The following is a 16,732-nucleotide window of genomic DNA, read 5'->3' on the forward strand; positions in this document are numbered from 1 at the left end:
CGGTGCCAGTGTCCGGAACGACATGACCCGTACAATTCCCGACATGAGTTCTGTCCCGCGTTCCGTCGCGGTCGCCGCTACCGACGGGATGCTGCACTTCGAACTGGCCCTGGCCTACGAGGTCTTCGGTTCCGCCCCGGCCGCCCTGCCAGGCCCTTGGTACGACGTCAAGGTGTGCGGCACGCACGCCGTCCGGGTCGGCCGGTTCCTGCTGGAGCCGGACTGCGGGCTCGACCGGCTGGCGCACGCCGACACCGTGATCGTCCCCGCCTTGGCGGACGTCGACGAGGACCCGCCGGCCGACCTGGTCAAGGCGGTGCGCGCGGCCCACGAGTCGGGCGCGCGGGTGGTCTCCCTGTGCACGGGCGTGTTCGTGCTCGCCGCCGCCGGCCTGCTGGACGGGCTACACGCGACCACGCACTGGGCCCACACCGATGAACTGGCCGCGCGCTATCCCCGGGTGAAGGTCGACCCGGACGTGCTCTACGTCGACAACGGCAGCGTGCTCACGTCTGCGGGCAAGGCCGCAGCGATGGACCTGTGCCTGCATCTAGTCCGCCGCGACCACGGCTCGGCGATCGCCAACGTGGTCGCCCGCCGCCTGGTCGTGCCGCCCCACCGGGCCGGTGGCCAGGCCCAGTTCGTCACCACACCGGTGCCCACCCAGGACGGCCATCCCCTGGCCGAGCTGCTCCCCTGGGTGATGCGGCGGCTGGACCAGCCGCTCACCGTGGAGGACCTGGCCTGCCAGGCGAACATGAGCTCGCGCCACCTGGCCCGCCACTTCCACTCGGTAACCGGCACCACCCCGCTGCAGTGGCTGCTGACGCAGCGGATCCGCCGCGCGCAGGAGCTGCTGGAGACCACGGACGACAGCGTCGACACCATCGCCTCGGCCGCGGGCATGGGCACGGCGACGACACTGCGCCGCCACTTCCACCGTACGATCGGCGTACCGCCGGACGCCTACCGCCGCACGTTCCGGGCGTGAGGCTGCGGTCCTCGCCTTGACGGCTCTCGGCCGTCTCAGCAGCGCCCTCCGCCAGCTCGTCGCCCAGGTCCCCGCCCCCGTCATCGCCGACGCCCTCGGCATCCACCAGACGACCGCGACCAGTCAAATGACGGTGCTTCGTTGACCCCCACGGCTGTAGCTTGTGGTCCCATCGTCGCCTTGAATTCGTCCCCAGCCAGTAGCGGTGGCACGCATCGCGGATGCCTTATCCGGCGGCGGGCCCATGAACGCCTGGCGATGTGGCGCTTGAGGCAGCGCATGATCTCGGTCTTGGCCTTGCCCTCGACAGCGGCGGCGGGCAACGCAGTTCTTGGGCGAGTGGTAGCCCTGCGGACGAGAGTACTGCGCCAGTTTGCACTGTTGGCGTCACGGCCAGCGCCGCAGTAGGAGGCGGTAGCGGCCGGTGTGCCGAATCATGCCGGGGGCGAGGTCGCGAAGCCCGCGCAAAGACGGCTTCAGCGCCTACACGCTGCGGCGTTGCCCGACGGCGGTGACGAGCAGTTGCCTGGCGGTATCAACGCCGATTTCGGGAGGCGCGACCAGGCCCAGCTGTAGCCATGACGAGATGGGTCAGGCGGCTGTCGAGGTCGTCCATACAGGCGAACTACGCCGCCTGTGTGGACGACACACCCGCTACGCTGCACTCAGCGCCTCGTCGGATGCGAGCCGCTGTCTCCGAAAGGACGATCTTGCGGGTCCAAGTGAAGGAAAACCGCTCTGTTGATCTTTAGAGCCCCAGGTCAACAAGTCTGCTCCCCGCGCACGCGGGGGTGATCCTCTCCATCACCGGGTCAGCGGCCCGCTCAGCGTCTGCTCCCCGCGCACGCGGGGGTGATCCGTCGAGCAGGCACTCGCACACCTCGGGCGCGCTACGCGACCGGGCGGACCTGACCAAACCCGCGCCGTACGCGGGCCTGTGCAAGGCGGCGCGGCGGGCCGGGCGGGACCCGCGGCTGCGGCTGCAGCAGCACGAGTACCTGCCGGTGGAGGACATCGAGTACGGCTCCCCCGGCCCCCGCACCCCCGGGTGCTCTACGGGCATCCGGACATCCTGGTCCGCCGTGCGGTGACGCTGGGGATTCTCGACCCGGAGGACGAGCAGGCCTACATCGACGTGCGGCTCGGGCACCGGGCGTTCGAACCCAGCGCCGCCGCGAACGGCATCACTGTGGACGCGCTACGCATGAGGCTGTCGCGAATCGATAACCGCATCGCCGAGGCCTCGCCGACGGACTGCTGACCGGAGTCGCGTCGCCGGAGACCCTGGCGCACCTACGAGCGCAGGCACAGCAACGTGGCCAGCGGCGGACAGGCCGTGCCGCAGCCGCCCGCCACGCGCCAGTCGCGGCGGCTGCCTGACAACTTCCCGCCCCCGACAGGCGGCTGTGGCCCGACGTGCACAACGTCGGGCCACAGCCGCTTTTGCTTCGCCCCGGCGCGGGCACACCGGGACCGGTGGCCGATCACATCAGGGCAACCGCCGGGCGAACGCACCAGTGAGCGGGACCGTTGCCCTCGATGGAGCCCCTACCCGCTCTTCCCAGTTGGGTCAGCCGCAGCGGCGGAAGGCGTCCGTGGTGCCGGCGGTGGTAACCACGCCGGATCCCTGGTCGAGGACAACGATGATGGCCGGCTGGGTCTGTCCGGAGCGGCAGCGGATGTCCGCGACGTACTGCCAGCCGGAGATTGCGCCGCTGCTGTTTGCGGTCAACGACCCAAGCGAGTACGGGCCGACCGTGTTGATCCGCACCGCATAGAAGCGCACCGGCCGGTTCGGGGAGAGCCCGCTGCCGGTGGCGTACAGGTAGCCGCCGAGTTGGTGGTAAGTGGTGGTGACGGATACTCCGCCACGTGGCGTCGCACCCGGGTCGACCAGCCGCCAAGGCGCGTTAGCGTTGTCGCTGTACGCCCGGTCGCGGCTGGACGGGAACACGCAGACGAGGTCCGAGGGACGCGTCTCACGCCACACGAAGCCGGCCTTGCAGAAGCCGTTGGACTCTCGGCGCGACGGCCCCAGGACGTTCTCGGTCTGGGTGTCGGACCGCGTCTGCGGGGTCACACAGACCTGGTCACCCGGCACCGCCTCTCGCCAGACATAGCCAGTCACGCAGGTGTACGGCCCCGAGGCCAGGCCCACTGCCTGCGCCGGTGAGGCAACGGTCAGCAGACCAGCCAGCAACACCACCGCCGCGAGGGCCTCCGCCAGCCAACGCCGCCTGGTGTCGCGACCGGCATCCGTCGCCATTTCTCTGATGTCGTGCATCTGCCATCCTCCGGTGTCAGTCAGTCAGTCCCGTACGTGTGGTTCTCTTCTGTCGACAGAGGACATCAAACCGCGGCCTCCGGCTTCGGGAGGGTGCTCCGGCTGGATTCCGACACTGTCGAGAATTGAAGCAAAGCGTGAAGACCTCCATCAATGTTCCGGAGTTCAGCCAGGGCATCGGCACGGCGAAGAAGATCAAGGGACGCAAGCGGCACATCGCGAACGACGCCTGATGTTCCCCGGGTTTCACGGAGTCGTTGTGGTTGGTTTCATGCCACGGACAGGGACATCGGTCGGGCTCTCTCATACTCGATCGGGCTGAGCATGCCCAGTGAGCTGTGACGGCGTTGCCGGTTGTGGAAGATCTCGAGGTACTCGAAGATCGCGTTGGCCAACTCGATCCGGGTGCGCCACCGCTGTCGATCGAGGAGTTCGGTCTGCATACGGCCCCAGAACGACTCCATCATGCCGTTGTCGTAGCAGTCGCCGATCGAGCCCATCGACGGCGCGAGCCCGGCGTCGTGGACCCGACGGGTGAAGGTCCAGAAGGTGTACTGGGCCTGGCCTCATCATCCACGCACCACCGCACCGAGCCCTTCACCAAACCGCTCAAGGCCCTACCAGCAACACCCCACCGCCGACGAGGTGATTCGGGTCGGCGTGCTCGACGGCTTGCATCGCCGTGACCCTGGTGCCGCTGGCATCGCTGGGGCTAACGAGGTCTTCTGACGGCTTGGCTGAAGATCCAGGGCTCAGGCTTCGAGCATAAGTGTCTGCCCGGCCCAACCCGTTCGCATGGACCAAGACAACTGATGACATCCTCGCCTTGAACGGGCAATCGGGGTAATGGATCTTGGACTCGATGGCGCGCGCTCCCCTCGGTACAGCCTCGTCGACCGGTTGAAGCTCAGCGGAGGCGACGGAGCGTTAGCGACCGTGGGATCCCGATATGGCGGCGGCCTGAAACATCCTTCGCAGTGGTAGTCGTCAGTGCGAATAAGGGAACAGCCCGGACACCGGGTGGAGATCCCACACGGTCCGCCGCCCTGCTTTATGGCCGCCATCGACATAGATCGACATCTTGACGCCACATAGGTTTCCAGCACGCGGCAACCATGTGACCGCGGTCACCGGTCCGGCCGTCGTCGGACCTACGAAGGAGTAGGCGATGGCCGGGCAAGCGCTCCTGTCGGCTCGTGGGCTGACCCGTGACTTCCGCGGTTTCCGGGCGGTCGACGGGGTCGACGTCGACATCGCGGCGGACAGCGTCCACGCGCTCGTCGGCCCGAACGGCGCCGGGAAGACCACCCTGTTCAATCTGCTCACCGGGTTCCTGCGGCCCAGCGGTGGGCGGATCGAGCTGGCCGGCCGCGACATCACCGGGCTGCCCCCGGAGCGGATCGCCCGGCTCGGCGTGGCCCGGTCGTTCCAGATCACCAGCCTCTTTCCGCAGTTGTCCGCGCGGGAGCACGTCGAGCTGGCGTTGCAGAGCCCGAGCGGGCTGGGCTGGCGGTTCTGGCGCTCGGCGAAGCTGATGCGCCGCTACACCGAGCGGGCCGGCGAACTGCTGAACATGGTCGGGCTGGCCGAGCTGTCCGAGGCTCCCGCCGAGGCGCTGGCGTACGGGCGCAAGCGGGCACTGGAGCTGGCCATCGCCCTCGCCCTGGATCCGAAGGTGCTGCTGCTCGACGAGCCGACCGCCGGAATGGGCCTGGAGGACGTCGACCGCACCGTCGAACTGGTCTCGCGGGTCCGGCAGGGCCGGACGGTGGTGCTGGTCGAGCACAACATGAGCGTCGTCGGGCGGCTCGCCGACACCGTCACCGTCCTACAGGCCGGCAAGGTCCTCGTCGAGGGCCCGTACGAGCAGGTACGCGCCGACGAGCGCGTGATCACCGCATACCTGGGAGCCGCTGATGCTACGCATTGAGAACCTGTCCGCCTGGTACGGCGAGGCGCAGGTGCTGCGGGAGGTCAGCCTGGACGTCTCCGCCGGTGAGGTGGTCACCCTCGTCGGGCGCAACGGCGCCGGCAAGTCCACCCTGCTGCGTTGCGTGATGGGCCTGCACACCGGCCAGCGCGGCAGGATCGAGCTGGACGGGCGGGACGTCGGGAGGCTGCCCGCGTACCGGCGGGCCAGGTTGGGGCTCGGCTGGGTCCCCGACGACCGGGGCAGCTACGCCACGCTGAGCGTGACGGAGAACCTCACGCTGCCGCCGACGGTCGGCCCCGACCCGTGGTCGCTGGAGCGGGTGTACGAGGCGTTCCCCGCCCTGCACCAGCGGCGGGACTCCGCGGCCACCATGCTCTCCGGCGGCGAGCAGCAGATGCTCGCGCTGGCCCGGGTGCTGCGGATGGGCGCCCGGCTGCTGCTCTGCGACGAACCGACCGAGGGGCTCTCGCCGCTGCTCGTGCAGCAGGTCGGCGACCTCCTGCGCGAGGCCAAGCGGCACGGGGTGACCGTGCTGCTGGTCGAACAGAACCTGCACTTCGCCACCGGCGTCGCCGACCGGCACTACCTGCTGGCCGAGGGACGCGTCGTGGAGGCGATGGACAACTCCGAGGTGCGCTCCCGGGAGCGGGAGCTGCTGTCGTACCTCGGCATCTGAATTCCGATTCGATGACCCGCGCGGCGCGCGGGGTGGAGGGATGGGCATGCGTAGGACGGTGGGTGTGGCCGCCGCTTCGGCGGCGGCGATGGTGCTGGTCGCGGGCTGCGGCGGAGGTGGTCCCCAGGCGGGCGGGGACCAGAAGCTGACCGGCGGCAAGATCGTGTTGGGCGTGCTGAACGACCAGTCCGGTGCGTACTCCGAGCTGTCGGGCAAGAACTCGGTCAAGGCCGTGGAGATGGCGATCGCCGACTTCAAGGCCAGGCACGGCGACCGGGCGGTGACGAAGGACATCACCGTGGAGACCGCCGACCACCAGAACAAGCCCGACATCGCCAACACCAAGGCCGCCGAGATGTACGACCGCAAGGGCGTCGACCTCGTGCTCGACGTGCCCACCTCGTCGGCGGCGGAGAAGGTGGCCGACGTCGCCAACGAGAAGAAGAAGCTCTACTTCAACATCGGTGCGGCAACCACCACGCTGACCGGCGTGAAGTGCAACAGGTACACGTTCCACTACGCCTACGACACCTACATGCTGGCCAACGGCACCGGCAGGAGCACCACCGAGCAGGGCGCGAAGAACTGGTACGTGCTCTACCCGAACTACCAGTTCGGCCAGGACATGGAGAAGAGCTTCTCGGCCGCGATCACCGCCGCCGGCGGTCAGGTCGTCAACAAGGACGCCGCGCCGTTCCCGAACACCACCGGCGACTACTCCACCTTCCTGCTGAAGGCGCCGACACTGAACCCGAAGCCGGACGTGCTCGGCACCATGCAGGCTGGCGCCGAGCTGGTCAACGTGGTCAAGCAGTACAACGAGTTCAAGCTGCGGGAGAAGGGCGTCGGGCTGGCCGTCGGCCTGATGTTCCTCACCGACATCCACTCGCTCACCCCAGCCGCGCTCGCCGGCACCACCTACACCGACGCCTGGTACTGGAACTTCGACGCGAAGAACCGGGAGTTCGCCGACCGGTTCCAGAAGGAGACCACCACCCGGCCGACCTTCGCGCACGCGGCCAACTACTCCGCCGCGACGCAGTACCTGGAGGCCGTGCAGGCCGCCGGCACCGACGACGCCGACACCATCGTCGAGGCGCTGGAGGGCAAGACGATCGAGGACGTCTTCCTGCGCAACGGCAAGATCCGCGCCGAGGACCACCGGGTGGTGCACGACGCGTACCTCGCCCAGGTGAAGCCGCAGTCCGAGGTCACCGAACCGTGGGACTACGTCAAGGTCCTCAAGACCATCCCGGCGGCCGAGGCGTTCGCCGCCCCGTCCTCGGAATGCAAGCTGTGACGGGCTTCCTCCAGAACACGTTCAACGGGTTGGTGAGCGGGGCGTTCTACGCCCTGCTCGCCCTCGGGCTCGCCGTCATCTTCGGCATGCTGCGGGTGGTCAACTTCGCCCACGGGGCGTTCTACATGCTCGGTGCCTTCGGCGCGTACATGCTGCTCACCGAGGTGGGCGTGCCGTTCTGGGCGGCGTTGGTGATCATGCCGGTGGGGCTGGCCCTGGTCGGCATGGCCCTGGAGCGGGCGTTCATCCACCGGCTGACCCGGCTCGACCCGCTCTACAACTTCCTGCTCACCTTCGGCCTGACGCTCATCCTCCAGGACCTGGTGAAGCTGCGGTACGGCGTGCAGTCCAGCCCCTACGAGACCCCGTCCGCGCTCAGCGGATCGGTCAACTTCGGGCTCTTCGACTTCCCGACCTACCGGGTCTTCATCCTCGGCTTCGCGATCGCTGTCTGCGTCGGCGTCTGGTGGGTGCTCACCCGCACCCGGATCGGCATGGTGGTCCGGGCGTCGACCGAGCGGCCCGAGCTGACCCGGGCGTTCGGCATCGACGTCGGACGTTGGGTCACCCCGGTCTTCGGCTTCGGCATCGGCCTCGCCGGGCTCGCCGGGGTGCTGGCCGCGCCGATGCGGGCCGTGAACCCGCTGATGGGCTCCGACCTGATCATCGTGGTCTTCGCGGTGGTGGTGATCGGCGGGCTGGGCTCGATCTTCGGGTCCGTCGCCGCCGGCTTCGGCATCGGCCTCGTGCAGGCCTGGGGCGAGGCGTACCTGTCCGACTTCCCGATCGTGTCGCAAACGATCGTCTTCATCGTGATGGCCGTCGTGCTGCTTTGGCGCCCGGCGGGGCTGTTCGGCCGTGAGGAGGCACCGGCATGACGAACACCGTCGACACCGCGACCGACGCCGGTCGCCCGGCGCCGAGGTCCGGGCTGGCCGCCGTGGCCCGGGCCCCCGGCTGGCTCCGGTACGCGCTGCTCGCCGCCGGGCTGCTGGTGGCGTTCTGGTTGCCCAACGGGCTCTACCCGGCGGTGGCGGTGGACATCCTCTGCTGGGCGCTGTTCGCCGTCGCCGTGGACCTGCTGCTCGGCTTCACCGGGCTGATGTCCTTCGGGCACGCGGCCTTCTGGGGCGCCTCCGCATATGTCACCGGGTTGACGGCCATCCACCTCGGCCTGCCGTTCCCGGCGGCCGTGCTGGCCGGGGCACTCGCCGCAGCCGTGCTCGCGGTGCCGATCGGCTACCTGGCGGTGAAGCGGACGGGCATCTACTTCGCCATGGTCACTCTCGCGTTCGCACAGATGGTCTACTACGTGGCCAACGAGTGGCGTTCGGTCACCCGGGGCGAGAACGGCCTGCAGGGCGTGCCCCGCGCACTGTTCGGGCTGGACCTGACCGACGACTACTACTTCTACTACGCGATCCTGCCGATCGTGCTGCTCGGTCTGGCCGCCGCCTGGCGGATCGTGCACTCGCCCTTCGGGCGGGTGCTGGTCGGCATCCGCGACAACCCGGCCCGCGCCCGCGCGCTCGGCTACCCGGTGCACCGCTACAAGCTGACCGCGTTCGTGCTGTCGGGCTTCATCGCCGGGCTCGGCGGCGGGCTGTTCGCCGTCGGCCACCGCTTCGTCTCCCTCGACGTGCTGCACTGGACCACCTCCGGCAAGGCCGTCATCGTGGTGGTGCTCGGCGGCATCGGCACGCTCTGGGGCGGGGTACTCGGCGCGGGCATCCTGGTCCGCCTGGAGGACTGGCTGTCGTTCTCCGGATTCGAGGCGATCGGCCTGGTCACCGGCGGCATCTTCGTCCTCGTCGTACTGGTGTTCCGGCGCGGTATCTGGGGCAGCGCCGCCGCACTGGCCACCCGCTGGATGGCGTCCCGCCGCAGGTAGTCGCTCACGGGGGCCCTATGGGGTTCGTCAAGCGGCGATTGAGGCGGCTGGGCGGGGTTGGTAGGGGTTCTTGTCGCGGAGCATGGCGAACAGAACGTCGCAGCGGCGTCGGGTCGAGGCAGATGAGGGCGGCGTTGTGGCGTTTACCTTCGGCGCGTTTGTGGTCGTAGTAGGCCCTGCTCACGGGATCGGCGAAGGCTGCAAACGCGGCGAGGAAGGGCGCGCGTTTGAGGTGTTTGTTGCCGCCTCGTGGTGGGTGTTCGCGCTCCACATGCAGCTCGGTGCTCCACACTCCGCGCGGTTCGAGTTGGATGTCGAAGCTCATCCCGCCGTGATCGGATGCGGCTGCACATCATGTCCAGAGCGTCCCCACGACCACCGATTCGACTGCTCCTGACCCGATAGGAGTCACCGACAGCGTCCGAACCGGCATCCGGATCTGCCGCCGACCGGGCGTCACGGTACGTGTCATGTGAGCGGGCTGCGTCCGGTGCGCGGTCGTGCTGATGAGAGGGCGTCGCGGTCGCTGTTGTACCGATGTGAGTTCGCCGAGAAGTGGCCGTGAGCGCCGGCCTGGCCGCACAGGTCTTGCATGGCGACCGTACTTCTCGGCGATGTGCGGGCCCGCTGGCAGACGCTGATTGTCGGCGGGCTACAGGTTGTTGATTCGGGCCAGCAGCTCTACCTCGGTCAGGTTTTCCAGGACCGCGTCCTGCTTGCGGCCCAGGACCGCCAGCAGCTTCTCCTTCTCCAGCTTCTTGGCCGCCGCCGCCTTCGCCGACTGGTCCTCCGCGAGGCGAACGGCGATGACGTGCTTGACGACCTCCAACTTGGTCTCCAAGGTTGCCTTGGCCGGATTGGCCTCGGTGGCCACGAACGACTCGGTGTCGACGGCCTTGAGCTCGGCGTTGACCGCCTTGGCCACATCATCGAGGCTGAAGCCGGACCTGGCGGTCAGCGGAAGCTCCCACAGCTGTTCCGTGGTCAGCAGTCCCTTGGCCGACGGATAGCGGAACTTCTCCCGTGTGGCCTTCTCGAAAATGGTCACGGTAGCCTCTCTGGAATATCAGGGTAGGGAATCAGAACTGGATGCTGATGAGGCGGCGCCGGCCGCCGGTCATGGTCACCTTGGCGACCACAGAGCTGCGGACCGTGGAGCTGAAGCCGAGGCCGGACAGCTGATCCGGAGACGGCTCGCACTTGGTGCGGTCGCCGAGAACCTCGAACACCTTGCGGTGCGGTTGCAGGTCGCTGCGGAGGAACTCGTTGTAGATCCCCCGCGTCGGCTGGTCGTTCACGCACCCCTTCAGGATGAAGAAGTAGTGCCGGTTGCCGACCTCGTTGTCGTCGAAGTAGTTCGGCGAGTACATGATGGTGGACACCGGTACGAACTGTTCGGTGGTGATGCCCCACAACTCCTTGCCCGCACTGCCCGGCTGCACGTCCCTACCCGGCCGGAAAGCGGTGATCACCCCGCCGGCAACCGTCATCCGGCCCACCTCGACGGTCTCCTTGTGGCCGACCGCCCGCTCGTGGCTGTAATGCTCGATCTTCCCGTTGCTCTCGGTCTCGATCACGAAGCCGACCTCGGTGCTGTCCCGCTTGCGGTACTGGTTCACCTCGATCCGGTACTCACCGTCGGGGACACGGTCGGTCCAGGTGACGTTCTCCACCGGCTCGCGGGAGAGCGTCCCGCCCGCGTTCATGTCGACGTCCAGCTTGTTGCGCTTCTCCTGGTACCAAATGTGGTCGCCGTTGGGTTCGTACACGTGCAGGTCTAGGTCGTCGTGGTTGAACCAGGACAGGCTCACCCGCAGCTTGCCGGTGACGTTGCCGCCGGCCCGCTTGACCTTCTCCCTGATCGAGTCGGTGACGTTGCCGCCGTACGACCAGCCGAAATCGTTGTCCCACTTGAACAACCGCGGAGCAGCCGGGCGCCGGCCGGTGGTGAGGCTGACCAGGTGCGGCTCATAGGTGTTGGCGACCCACAGGTCGATGGTGGCGGCGCCGGGCAGGATGTCCTTCATGAAGGAGACCACGGGAATCTCCTCCGGCTTGGCGTCGCGAAGGAGCCCACCTGACGACCGGATGGTGGCCGCCTGCATGAGCAGCCCTTCGATGCCGTCCTTCATCCGTGCCTGGGTGTCGTTGTCGACCCACAGCACGTTGGTGACCGACACGTCGGACAGCCGGGCGAACCGTCGCTGCAACGACTCCTCGATGCCCAGCTCGGCAATGGTCCTCATGGCGGCCTTGACCATGCCCGGGGTGATCAACGCCGTGGGGCGCTGGTAATTCTGCGGCGCCACCTTCGCCTCGAACGACCGGACCGCCTGCTCCAGGTCGACGCCCGCGGAGAGATCCTGGACGAGGGTGCCGATCACCGTGTTGCGGAACCGGGCCGCCGGGTTCATGGCGTTGGCGAAGACGAAGGCACGTCGGTCGGTCGCCTGGGTCCACCGGTTCTGCAGCGAGCGGAACTCGGTCATCGCCCGGCGATGCTCCGCGCCGCGGTAGAGGGCGTTGTCGTCGACGAGGTCGACGATGGTGTCCAGAGCGTGCCGGGTCAGCTCGGCCAGGCCACGCTGGAAGACCTGCACCGCAGCGTCAAAGTTGCCCTGGGCCGCGCCGACGTCCTCGATGCGATGCCGCTTCTCCACCCGGCCGTGCAGGTGGTGCCACACCTCGACCTGGCCGTCGCGCAGCGTTCGGGTCGTCTTCGTCCCGTACTGCGCCTGAGTGGACCGGAAGATGGTGGACAACGGCAGCGAAAGAACGAACTCGTCCAGAGCGGCCGCGACGACGGAGAAGACCGGGTCGGATGCCGACACCCCGGACCAGACGGTACGGACCCGCCCATCGTGGATCTCGACGACGTTGCCGAAGTGCTTGATGAAACCGCGGCAGGTCGAGCAGTCGTACTCGGATCGCTCACGGAATCGCAGATTGGTGCCGGCGGGGAAGGAATCGAGAAAGGTGAGCCAAAGTGAGTCCCGGTCGAGACCGTCGCCGACGGCGTACAACTCACCCCTGGACATCGTGGACAGACGCGCACTCACATCCGTCACGAACTGCTGGAAATCGCCCACCGTTTCATCCCCCTTGATCGCCGGAGATCCTACGCAGCGAACGCCAATCGGAGAAACGCGTTTCCGGCTGTCCGCACGGTCACAGACGGGCGCCGGTGGCCGGCGGTCAGTCGACCGGAGCGCGTACGGCGGTGGGGTGCCGGGCCGGCGGTCAGCAGTTTCCGCCAGTTGGCCGGTGGCGCCGTTGAGTACATCCCGGCTCACACTGTGGTTGCCTTCCCGGGCACCGGCAGGCCTGGGTGGTCGAACAACTTCTCAGGCACGCCAGGCTCGCACCGAGGGACCGTGTGAACGCGCGCTCGATCAGGTGCTCGCTCATGGCACCCCTTTATGTCAAGACACCGCTCGGAGGGCGGGTTTAGGCTGGCTGGTGGCGGGTCCGGGAAGTGGCTTGTCCGAAGGGCCGATGTCCGGGGTCAGGTCGGTCACGCTGGATTGCAGAGTCGTCCCCGAGTGCCCTCCCGGATCCGCCGTCTGCCGGCGTTTCTGGTCGGCGACCATGCGGGCGTAGACGACGTTGGACAGCCGCCGTTTCAGCGCCCGCATGGCTTCCATCGAGGTCTTCCCGGCGGCCTTCTTTGCCTCGAAGTAGGCGCGGCCTTCGGTGCGGTTGCGCAGCTGGACCACGGCCATGATGTGCAGCGTCCGATTGATGCGCCGGTTGCCGGCGCGGGAGAGCCGGTGACGCTTCTGGTCGCCGGAGGAGGCGTCCAGCGGGGCGGTGCCGTTCCAGGACGCGAACCGGTCGCGGTCGGCGAAGCGGCGGATGTCGCCGACGTCTGCCAACAGCCGAGCCGCACCTGAGGGGCCGATGCCGTGCAGGCCCATCAGCGTGGAGCCGCGGGCGATCACCAGCTCCTTGAGGTCCTTCTCCGCGGTTTTGATCTTCTTGTCGATGCCCTCGAGTTCACCGATGAGTTCGACGGCGAGGCGGCGCCGGGTCTTGCCCACGATGTCGCGGGGTCTGATGGTCGCGATCAGCGCACGTGCCTGCCGTGCAGACAGGAGTTGCTTTGCCCCGCCTGGGAAAAGCTCCAGCAGCAGCCGGTGCAGCCGGTTGATGGTCTGCGTCCTCGCGCGGCCCAGCTCGTCGCGACGGTCGACCAACATTCCCATCACCTGCAGGTCCGGGTCGAGCTGGACCTGCACGAGGTTCGGGGTGCGCAGTGCGACCATGGCTACCGAGTGGGCATCCACCGGGTCGGTCTTGCGGCCGTTGCCGGTGGCGAACACCCGCACCTGCGCGGACAGCTTCGCAGGCACGTCGAGCACCGTCTCGCCGTCGTGCAGCAGGCGCTGGGCGATATGAGCGCACCAGCGGCCGCTCCTGCGTGGCGGATGGACCGGCACGCCGCCACCCGCCGGCTCAAGCACCTCGCCCACGCGGCGGGGATCTGGATGCCGAGGATGCACCCCCACATGCTGCGGCACACGTTCGTGACGACGATGCTCGACGCCGGCGTCAGCCTCCGCGACGTGCAGATCGCCGCCCGCTACGCCGACCCGAGAACCATGCGCTACGACCGAGCACGCAAGAACCTCGACCGCCACCCAACTACATCCTCGCCGCGTACATGACCTCCGGGACATAGCCAGCGCTCACGGCTCTGCCGAGTTGAGTGCATTTGATCAAGCCAGAATGGGGTAGACGGCAACGAACGGATGTTGTCAAAAGTGGGGACATAGGCGAGCCGGCCTATGTCCCCACTTCTGATTCCCGCTGTACGTGTATGTGGCGTGGTAGCGGCTGTGACTCGCGCCGCTGGGAGTGCAGATCAGTTCATCGAGTCCCTCATCATCACGACAAAAGTGAATCCGGCGCTCGTCGGACGGCGCAGGGAAATGTCACACTTGATTCGGCGCAGCACCTCGTTTCTGCTGAGGCGGAGCCCTTGCGCGATGAGCCGCTCCGGGCGGACCGGCACCGGATCCTCGAAGGCAACCTCCACCTGCAGTGGCCACGCCTCGTCGAGCTGTGCCGGCGGGGTGTCCAGATGCCAGGCCCCCTGCCAGTCCAGGGTGTACCGGTTGCGACGGGCGAGCAGCGGATCCAGCAGCGTGGCCGCCACGAGCTCCGGACCGTTGGCGTGGTAGCCGTCGAGTAACGCCGGATCGAAGGAATTGACCGGCGCTCGCTCGTGCACGGTGAGTTTGCTCGTCCGATTGCAGGACACGCAACGGACCAGCAGCCACACGTCCAGCAGCTTGCCGTTGGCGTTGACGCGGAACCTGCCCTCGCCGGTGGTGGCCGACTCCGACCGGCAGTCCACGCACCGCAACGACAGCAGAGGCAGCCTGGTCCGGCGAACGATCCAGGGCAGCACAGTATGAGGTTGTGAAGACATGATGATCTCTCTGAAGACCTGACACGAGGCCGATTGCGCGCGGCCTCAAACGCTGCATGAACGGGCGCACGCGGGCAGCCCGGCAGAACCGACGGGAGGGTCGGCCTGTAGATGCGCGGAAGAAGGCGTCAGGTCTAAAGAGCGGGCGGGGTCACGCGGTTTGTCCTCTGTCCTCGCTGCGACGGGGCATCGGCAACCTACGGGAACGCGGAAGGAGGGCTCAAACGGTTTTCCGGCTCGAAGAGTGATCCGCCTGCCGGGGGCACGTCGGGATCTCGTTAGACCAGGAGCGTGCCTTGCTCACGGTGGCGGAAAGCGGCGACAGCGAAGCCGTGGCCGAGGTCGTCGAGGAGCGTTTCCGCGGACAGCTTGAAGCTAGTACTCCAACGTCACTTGGCTTGTTTGCGCTGGTAGTGGGATCGTCGGGCTCGGGCATGGGATGTTCGTCGCCAGATCGACCAGTGCAGGGTGTGCGTTGGCGGGAGCGGTGTGGCGAGGACGAAGGCGCTGAGGATTCGACGGATCTCGGCGACAAGCCGGTCAAGCCCACAACTACTTACTGGCCTCGCGGGTCAGTGGCTTGCCTCCAGCGCACAAGGGCGCCGACCAAGAAGTACGCGCTCAACAGCAGAAGAGTCGCGGCGAGGATGTAGGCGAACACGTTTCCGCCAGCGTTCAGGATGAGCAGCACCGATCCTGCGGCCACGAGACCGGTTTCCACGATGAGAAGGAGCCCGCGGACCCGCTTCGTCCTGGTAGCCAGCATGCTCTCCTCCTCACCCACCGTCGGCCTAGCTTGTGTCGACATAATCCATTCAACTCAACGATCGAAGCCAGATACCGTATCGGGGGCACGTACCGGCATGAGCGACCGCTGGTCCCTGTTTCCTTCCACGCCGGTGTTCTGCCCTACACCGCGCTAATACTCCAACGTCGATTCGCCTGTCTACGTTGGTAGTGGGATCGTCGGGCTCGGGCTTGGGATGTTCGCCGCCAGATCGACCAGTGCAGGGTGTGCGCTGGTGGTAGTGCTGTGGCGAGGATGAAGGCGTTGAGGAGTCGGCGGATCTCGGCGACGGTCAGCGCGATGATCTCCGGATCAGCGTCGGGCTGCTGGGCCGCGAGGATGGTCAGGACGGCGAGGGCGAGCATGGCCAGGGTGATGAACCGGTGCCAGCCGGTCCAGCCGCGGACCTGGTAGTGGTCGAGGCCGACCTGTCCTTTGCCGGTTTGGAACAGCTCTTCGATGCTCCAGCGGGAACCGGCGACTCGCACGAGGGTGTGCAGCGGGACCGGGCGGGGTGACCAGCAGAGGTAGAAGGCCAGTTCACCGGTGGTGCGGTTGCGGCGGATGAGCAGCCATCGGTGCTCACCGGGGTTGGTGGCGGTGGTGATCCAGGCCCACAGGTAGTCGCGGGGACCTTTCGCGCCCGGCCCGCAGCTGTGGGGCTGCCATTCGCGGGTGGGGATCCGCTCGGCGAGGTCGTCGACGCGTACGAGGGTGCGGCCGTCGTTGACGGCCACGCGTCGGTCGCAGCCGACGGCCAGGACGTAGCCGATTCCGCGCTGTTCCAGGTCGCCGCGCAGGCCGGGGTCGGCGCCGTAGACCTCGTCGCCGGTCACCCACCCGAACGGGACACCAGCCTCGATCGCGGCGGCGATCATCTGCCGGGCCAGGGCCGGCTTCGTGGCGAACCCGATCTGCTCAGGGACGCCGGCGGCGGTGAGACGCCCGGGCTGGGCGCACCAGGTTGCCTCGGGGAGGTAGAGGCGGCGGTCGATCAGCGCCCGCCCGTGCGGGGTGACGTAGGCCAGGAACACCCCGACCTGGCTGTTCTCGACACGACCGGCGGTGCCGGTGTACTGCCGCTGCACCCCGACCGAGCACACGCCCTTCTTCAGGAAGCCGGTCTCATCGGTGGCCAGCACCGCGTCGGGGTGCCCGACCTGCTCGATCAGCCAGGAACGCACGTCATCGCGGACGGCGTCGGCGTCCCACACCGCCGTACGCAGCAGCCGCTGCATCGCCTGCGGATCGTCGTGACCTGCCCGTTCCGCAAGCGACCAGCAGGTCTTCCGCTCCACGCCCGACAGCAGCCCTTCCACAAACTGCCCGGCCGTCCGGCGCGGCTCGGCCCGCACGAACCTGTCAGCGACACGCGTCACCGCCTCGTCCAGGACGACCCGTCACCCCGCGGGGTCTACGCTGTGGCACGCGGCCAC

The 16,732-nt window shown here is 67.8% G+C and carries 14 protein-coding genes and 3 pseudogenes; 8 read left to right on the top strand and 9 right to left on the bottom strand.

Annotation, left to right across the window (positions count from 1 at the left end; genetic code table 11):
• Nucleotides 1–43: 43 nt before the first annotated feature.
• Both GA0070608_RS28510 and GA0070608_RS28515 read left to right on the top strand, forming a co-directional pair.
• Entirely contained in the window at nucleotides 44–991 is a 948-nt protein-coding gene (locus tag GA0070608_RS28510) for a helix-turn-helix domain-containing protein (RefSeq protein ID WP_091632218.1), read from the top strand.
• Between the two features lie 887 nt (nucleotides 992–1,878).
• A pseudogene (locus tag GA0070608_RS28515) lies at nucleotides 1,879–2,371 on the top strand (hypothetical protein); the annotation flags it as partial.
• 190 nt (nucleotides 2,372–2,561) lie between these two features.
• Here the strand turns inward: GA0070608_RS28515 and GA0070608_RS28520 are convergent.
• Complete coding sequence (locus tag GA0070608_RS28520) at nucleotides 2,562–3,275, bottom strand: hypothetical protein (RefSeq protein WP_141719582.1); 714 nt, start codon at nucleotides 3,273–3,275, stop codon at nucleotides 2,562–2,564.
• A gap of 269 nt (nucleotides 3,276–3,544) precedes the next feature.
• Nucleotides 3,545–3,832 (bottom strand): annotated as a pseudogene (locus GA0070608_RS28525) (transposase); the annotation flags it as partial.
• Between the two features lie 611 nt (nucleotides 3,833–4,443).
• Here GA0070608_RS28525 and GA0070608_RS28530 point away from each other — a divergent pair.
• From GA0070608_RS28530 to GA0070608_RS28550, 5 genes are read left to right on the top strand one after another with little or no spacing between them, the layout of a single operon-like run.
• Entirely contained in the window at nucleotides 4,444–5,205 is a 762-nt protein-coding gene (locus GA0070608_RS28530; RefSeq protein ID WP_091632231.1) for an ABC transporter ATP-binding protein, read from the top strand.
• Complete coding sequence (locus GA0070608_RS28535; protein WP_091632236.1) at nucleotides 5,192–5,884, top strand: ABC transporter ATP-binding protein; 693 nt, start codon at nucleotides 5,192–5,194, stop codon at nucleotides 5,882–5,884. Before GA0070608_RS28530 ends, GA0070608_RS28535 begins: the two co-directional genes overlap by 14 nt.
• A gap of 40 nt (nucleotides 5,885–5,924) precedes the next feature.
• Nucleotides 5,925–7,184, top strand: coding sequence for an ABC transporter substrate-binding protein (locus GA0070608_RS28540; protein ID WP_091632240.1), 1,260 nt, complete (start codon nucleotides 5,925–5,927; stop codon nucleotides 7,182–7,184).
• Complete coding sequence (locus tag GA0070608_RS28545) at nucleotides 7,181–8,062, top strand: branched-chain amino acid ABC transporter permease (protein ID WP_091632245.1); 882 nt, start codon at nucleotides 7,181–7,183, stop codon at nucleotides 8,060–8,062. Before GA0070608_RS28540 ends, GA0070608_RS28545 begins: the two co-directional genes overlap by 4 nt.
• A complete protein-coding gene (locus tag GA0070608_RS28550) occupies nucleotides 8,059–9,075 on the top strand; it encodes a branched-chain amino acid ABC transporter permease (RefSeq protein WP_091632248.1) in 1,017 nt (338 codons plus the stop codon). Before GA0070608_RS28545 ends, GA0070608_RS28550 begins: the two co-directional genes overlap by 4 nt.
• A gap of 27 nt (nucleotides 9,076–9,102) precedes the next feature.
• On the opposite strand, the pseudogene GA0070608_RS28555 reads toward GA0070608_RS28550, so the two are convergent.
• From GA0070608_RS28555 to GA0070608_RS28570, 4 genes and pseudogenes are all read right to left on the bottom strand, one after another.
• Nucleotides 9,103–9,346 (bottom strand): annotated as a pseudogene (locus GA0070608_RS28555) (IS110 family transposase); the annotation flags it as partial.
• A gap of 381 nt (nucleotides 9,347–9,727) precedes the next feature.
• Nucleotides 9,728–10,123: a hypothetical protein gene (locus GA0070608_RS28560; protein WP_091632251.1), complete on the bottom strand. Its 396-nt coding sequence runs from the start codon at nucleotides 10,121–10,123 to the stop codon at nucleotides 9,728–9,730.
• A gap of 31 nt (nucleotides 10,124–10,154) precedes the next feature.
• Nucleotides 10,155–12,164 (bottom strand): hypothetical protein, encoded by a 2,010-nt coding sequence (locus tag GA0070608_RS28565; RefSeq protein WP_091632254.1) that lies wholly within the window; start codon nucleotides 12,162–12,164, stop codon nucleotides 10,155–10,157.
• Nucleotides 12,165–12,497: 333 nt separating this feature from the next.
• Nucleotides 12,498–13,427: an IS110 family RNA-guided transposase gene (locus GA0070608_RS28570; protein ID WP_245715987.1), complete on the bottom strand. Its 930-nt coding sequence runs from the start codon at nucleotides 13,425–13,427 to the stop codon at nucleotides 12,498–12,500.
• 42 nt (nucleotides 13,428–13,469) lie between these two features.
• Here GA0070608_RS28570 and GA0070608_RS28575 point away from each other — a divergent pair, with 42 nt between their 5' ends.
• A complete protein-coding gene (locus GA0070608_RS28575) occupies nucleotides 13,470–13,742 on the top strand; it encodes a tyrosine-type recombinase/integrase (RefSeq protein ID WP_245715988.1) in 273 nt (90 codons plus the stop codon).
• Nucleotides 13,743–13,939: 197 nt separating this feature from the next.
• Here GA0070608_RS28575 and GA0070608_RS28580 read toward each other — a convergent pair whose 3' ends face one another.
• The 3 genes from GA0070608_RS28580 to GA0070608_RS28590 all read right to left on the bottom strand — a co-directional run bounded on the left by GA0070608_RS28580 (nucleotide 13,940) and on the right by GA0070608_RS28590 (nucleotide 16,687).
• Nucleotides 13,940–14,488: a DUF1062 domain-containing protein gene (locus GA0070608_RS28580; RefSeq protein WP_245715989.1), complete on the bottom strand. Its 549-nt coding sequence runs from the start codon at nucleotides 14,486–14,488 to the stop codon at nucleotides 13,940–13,942.
• Between the two features lie 577 nt (nucleotides 14,489–15,065).
• Nucleotides 15,066–15,275 carry a hypothetical protein gene (locus tag GA0070608_RS28585; protein ID WP_141719583.1) on the bottom strand — a complete coding sequence of 70 codons (210 nt, stop codon included), beginning with the start codon at nucleotides 15,273–15,275 and terminating at the stop codon, nucleotides 15,066–15,068.
• Between the two features lie 143 nt (nucleotides 15,276–15,418).
• Nucleotides 15,419–16,687, bottom strand: coding sequence for an IS701 family transposase (locus GA0070608_RS28590; protein WP_425413259.1), 1,269 nt, complete (start codon nucleotides 16,685–16,687; stop codon nucleotides 15,419–15,421).
• Nucleotides 16,688–16,732: the final 45 nt, after the last annotated feature.

It is taken from the genome of Micromonospora peucetia, assembly GCF_900091625.1.
GTDB lineage: Bacteria > Actinomycetota > Actinomycetes > Mycobacteriales > Micromonosporaceae > Micromonospora > Micromonospora peucetia.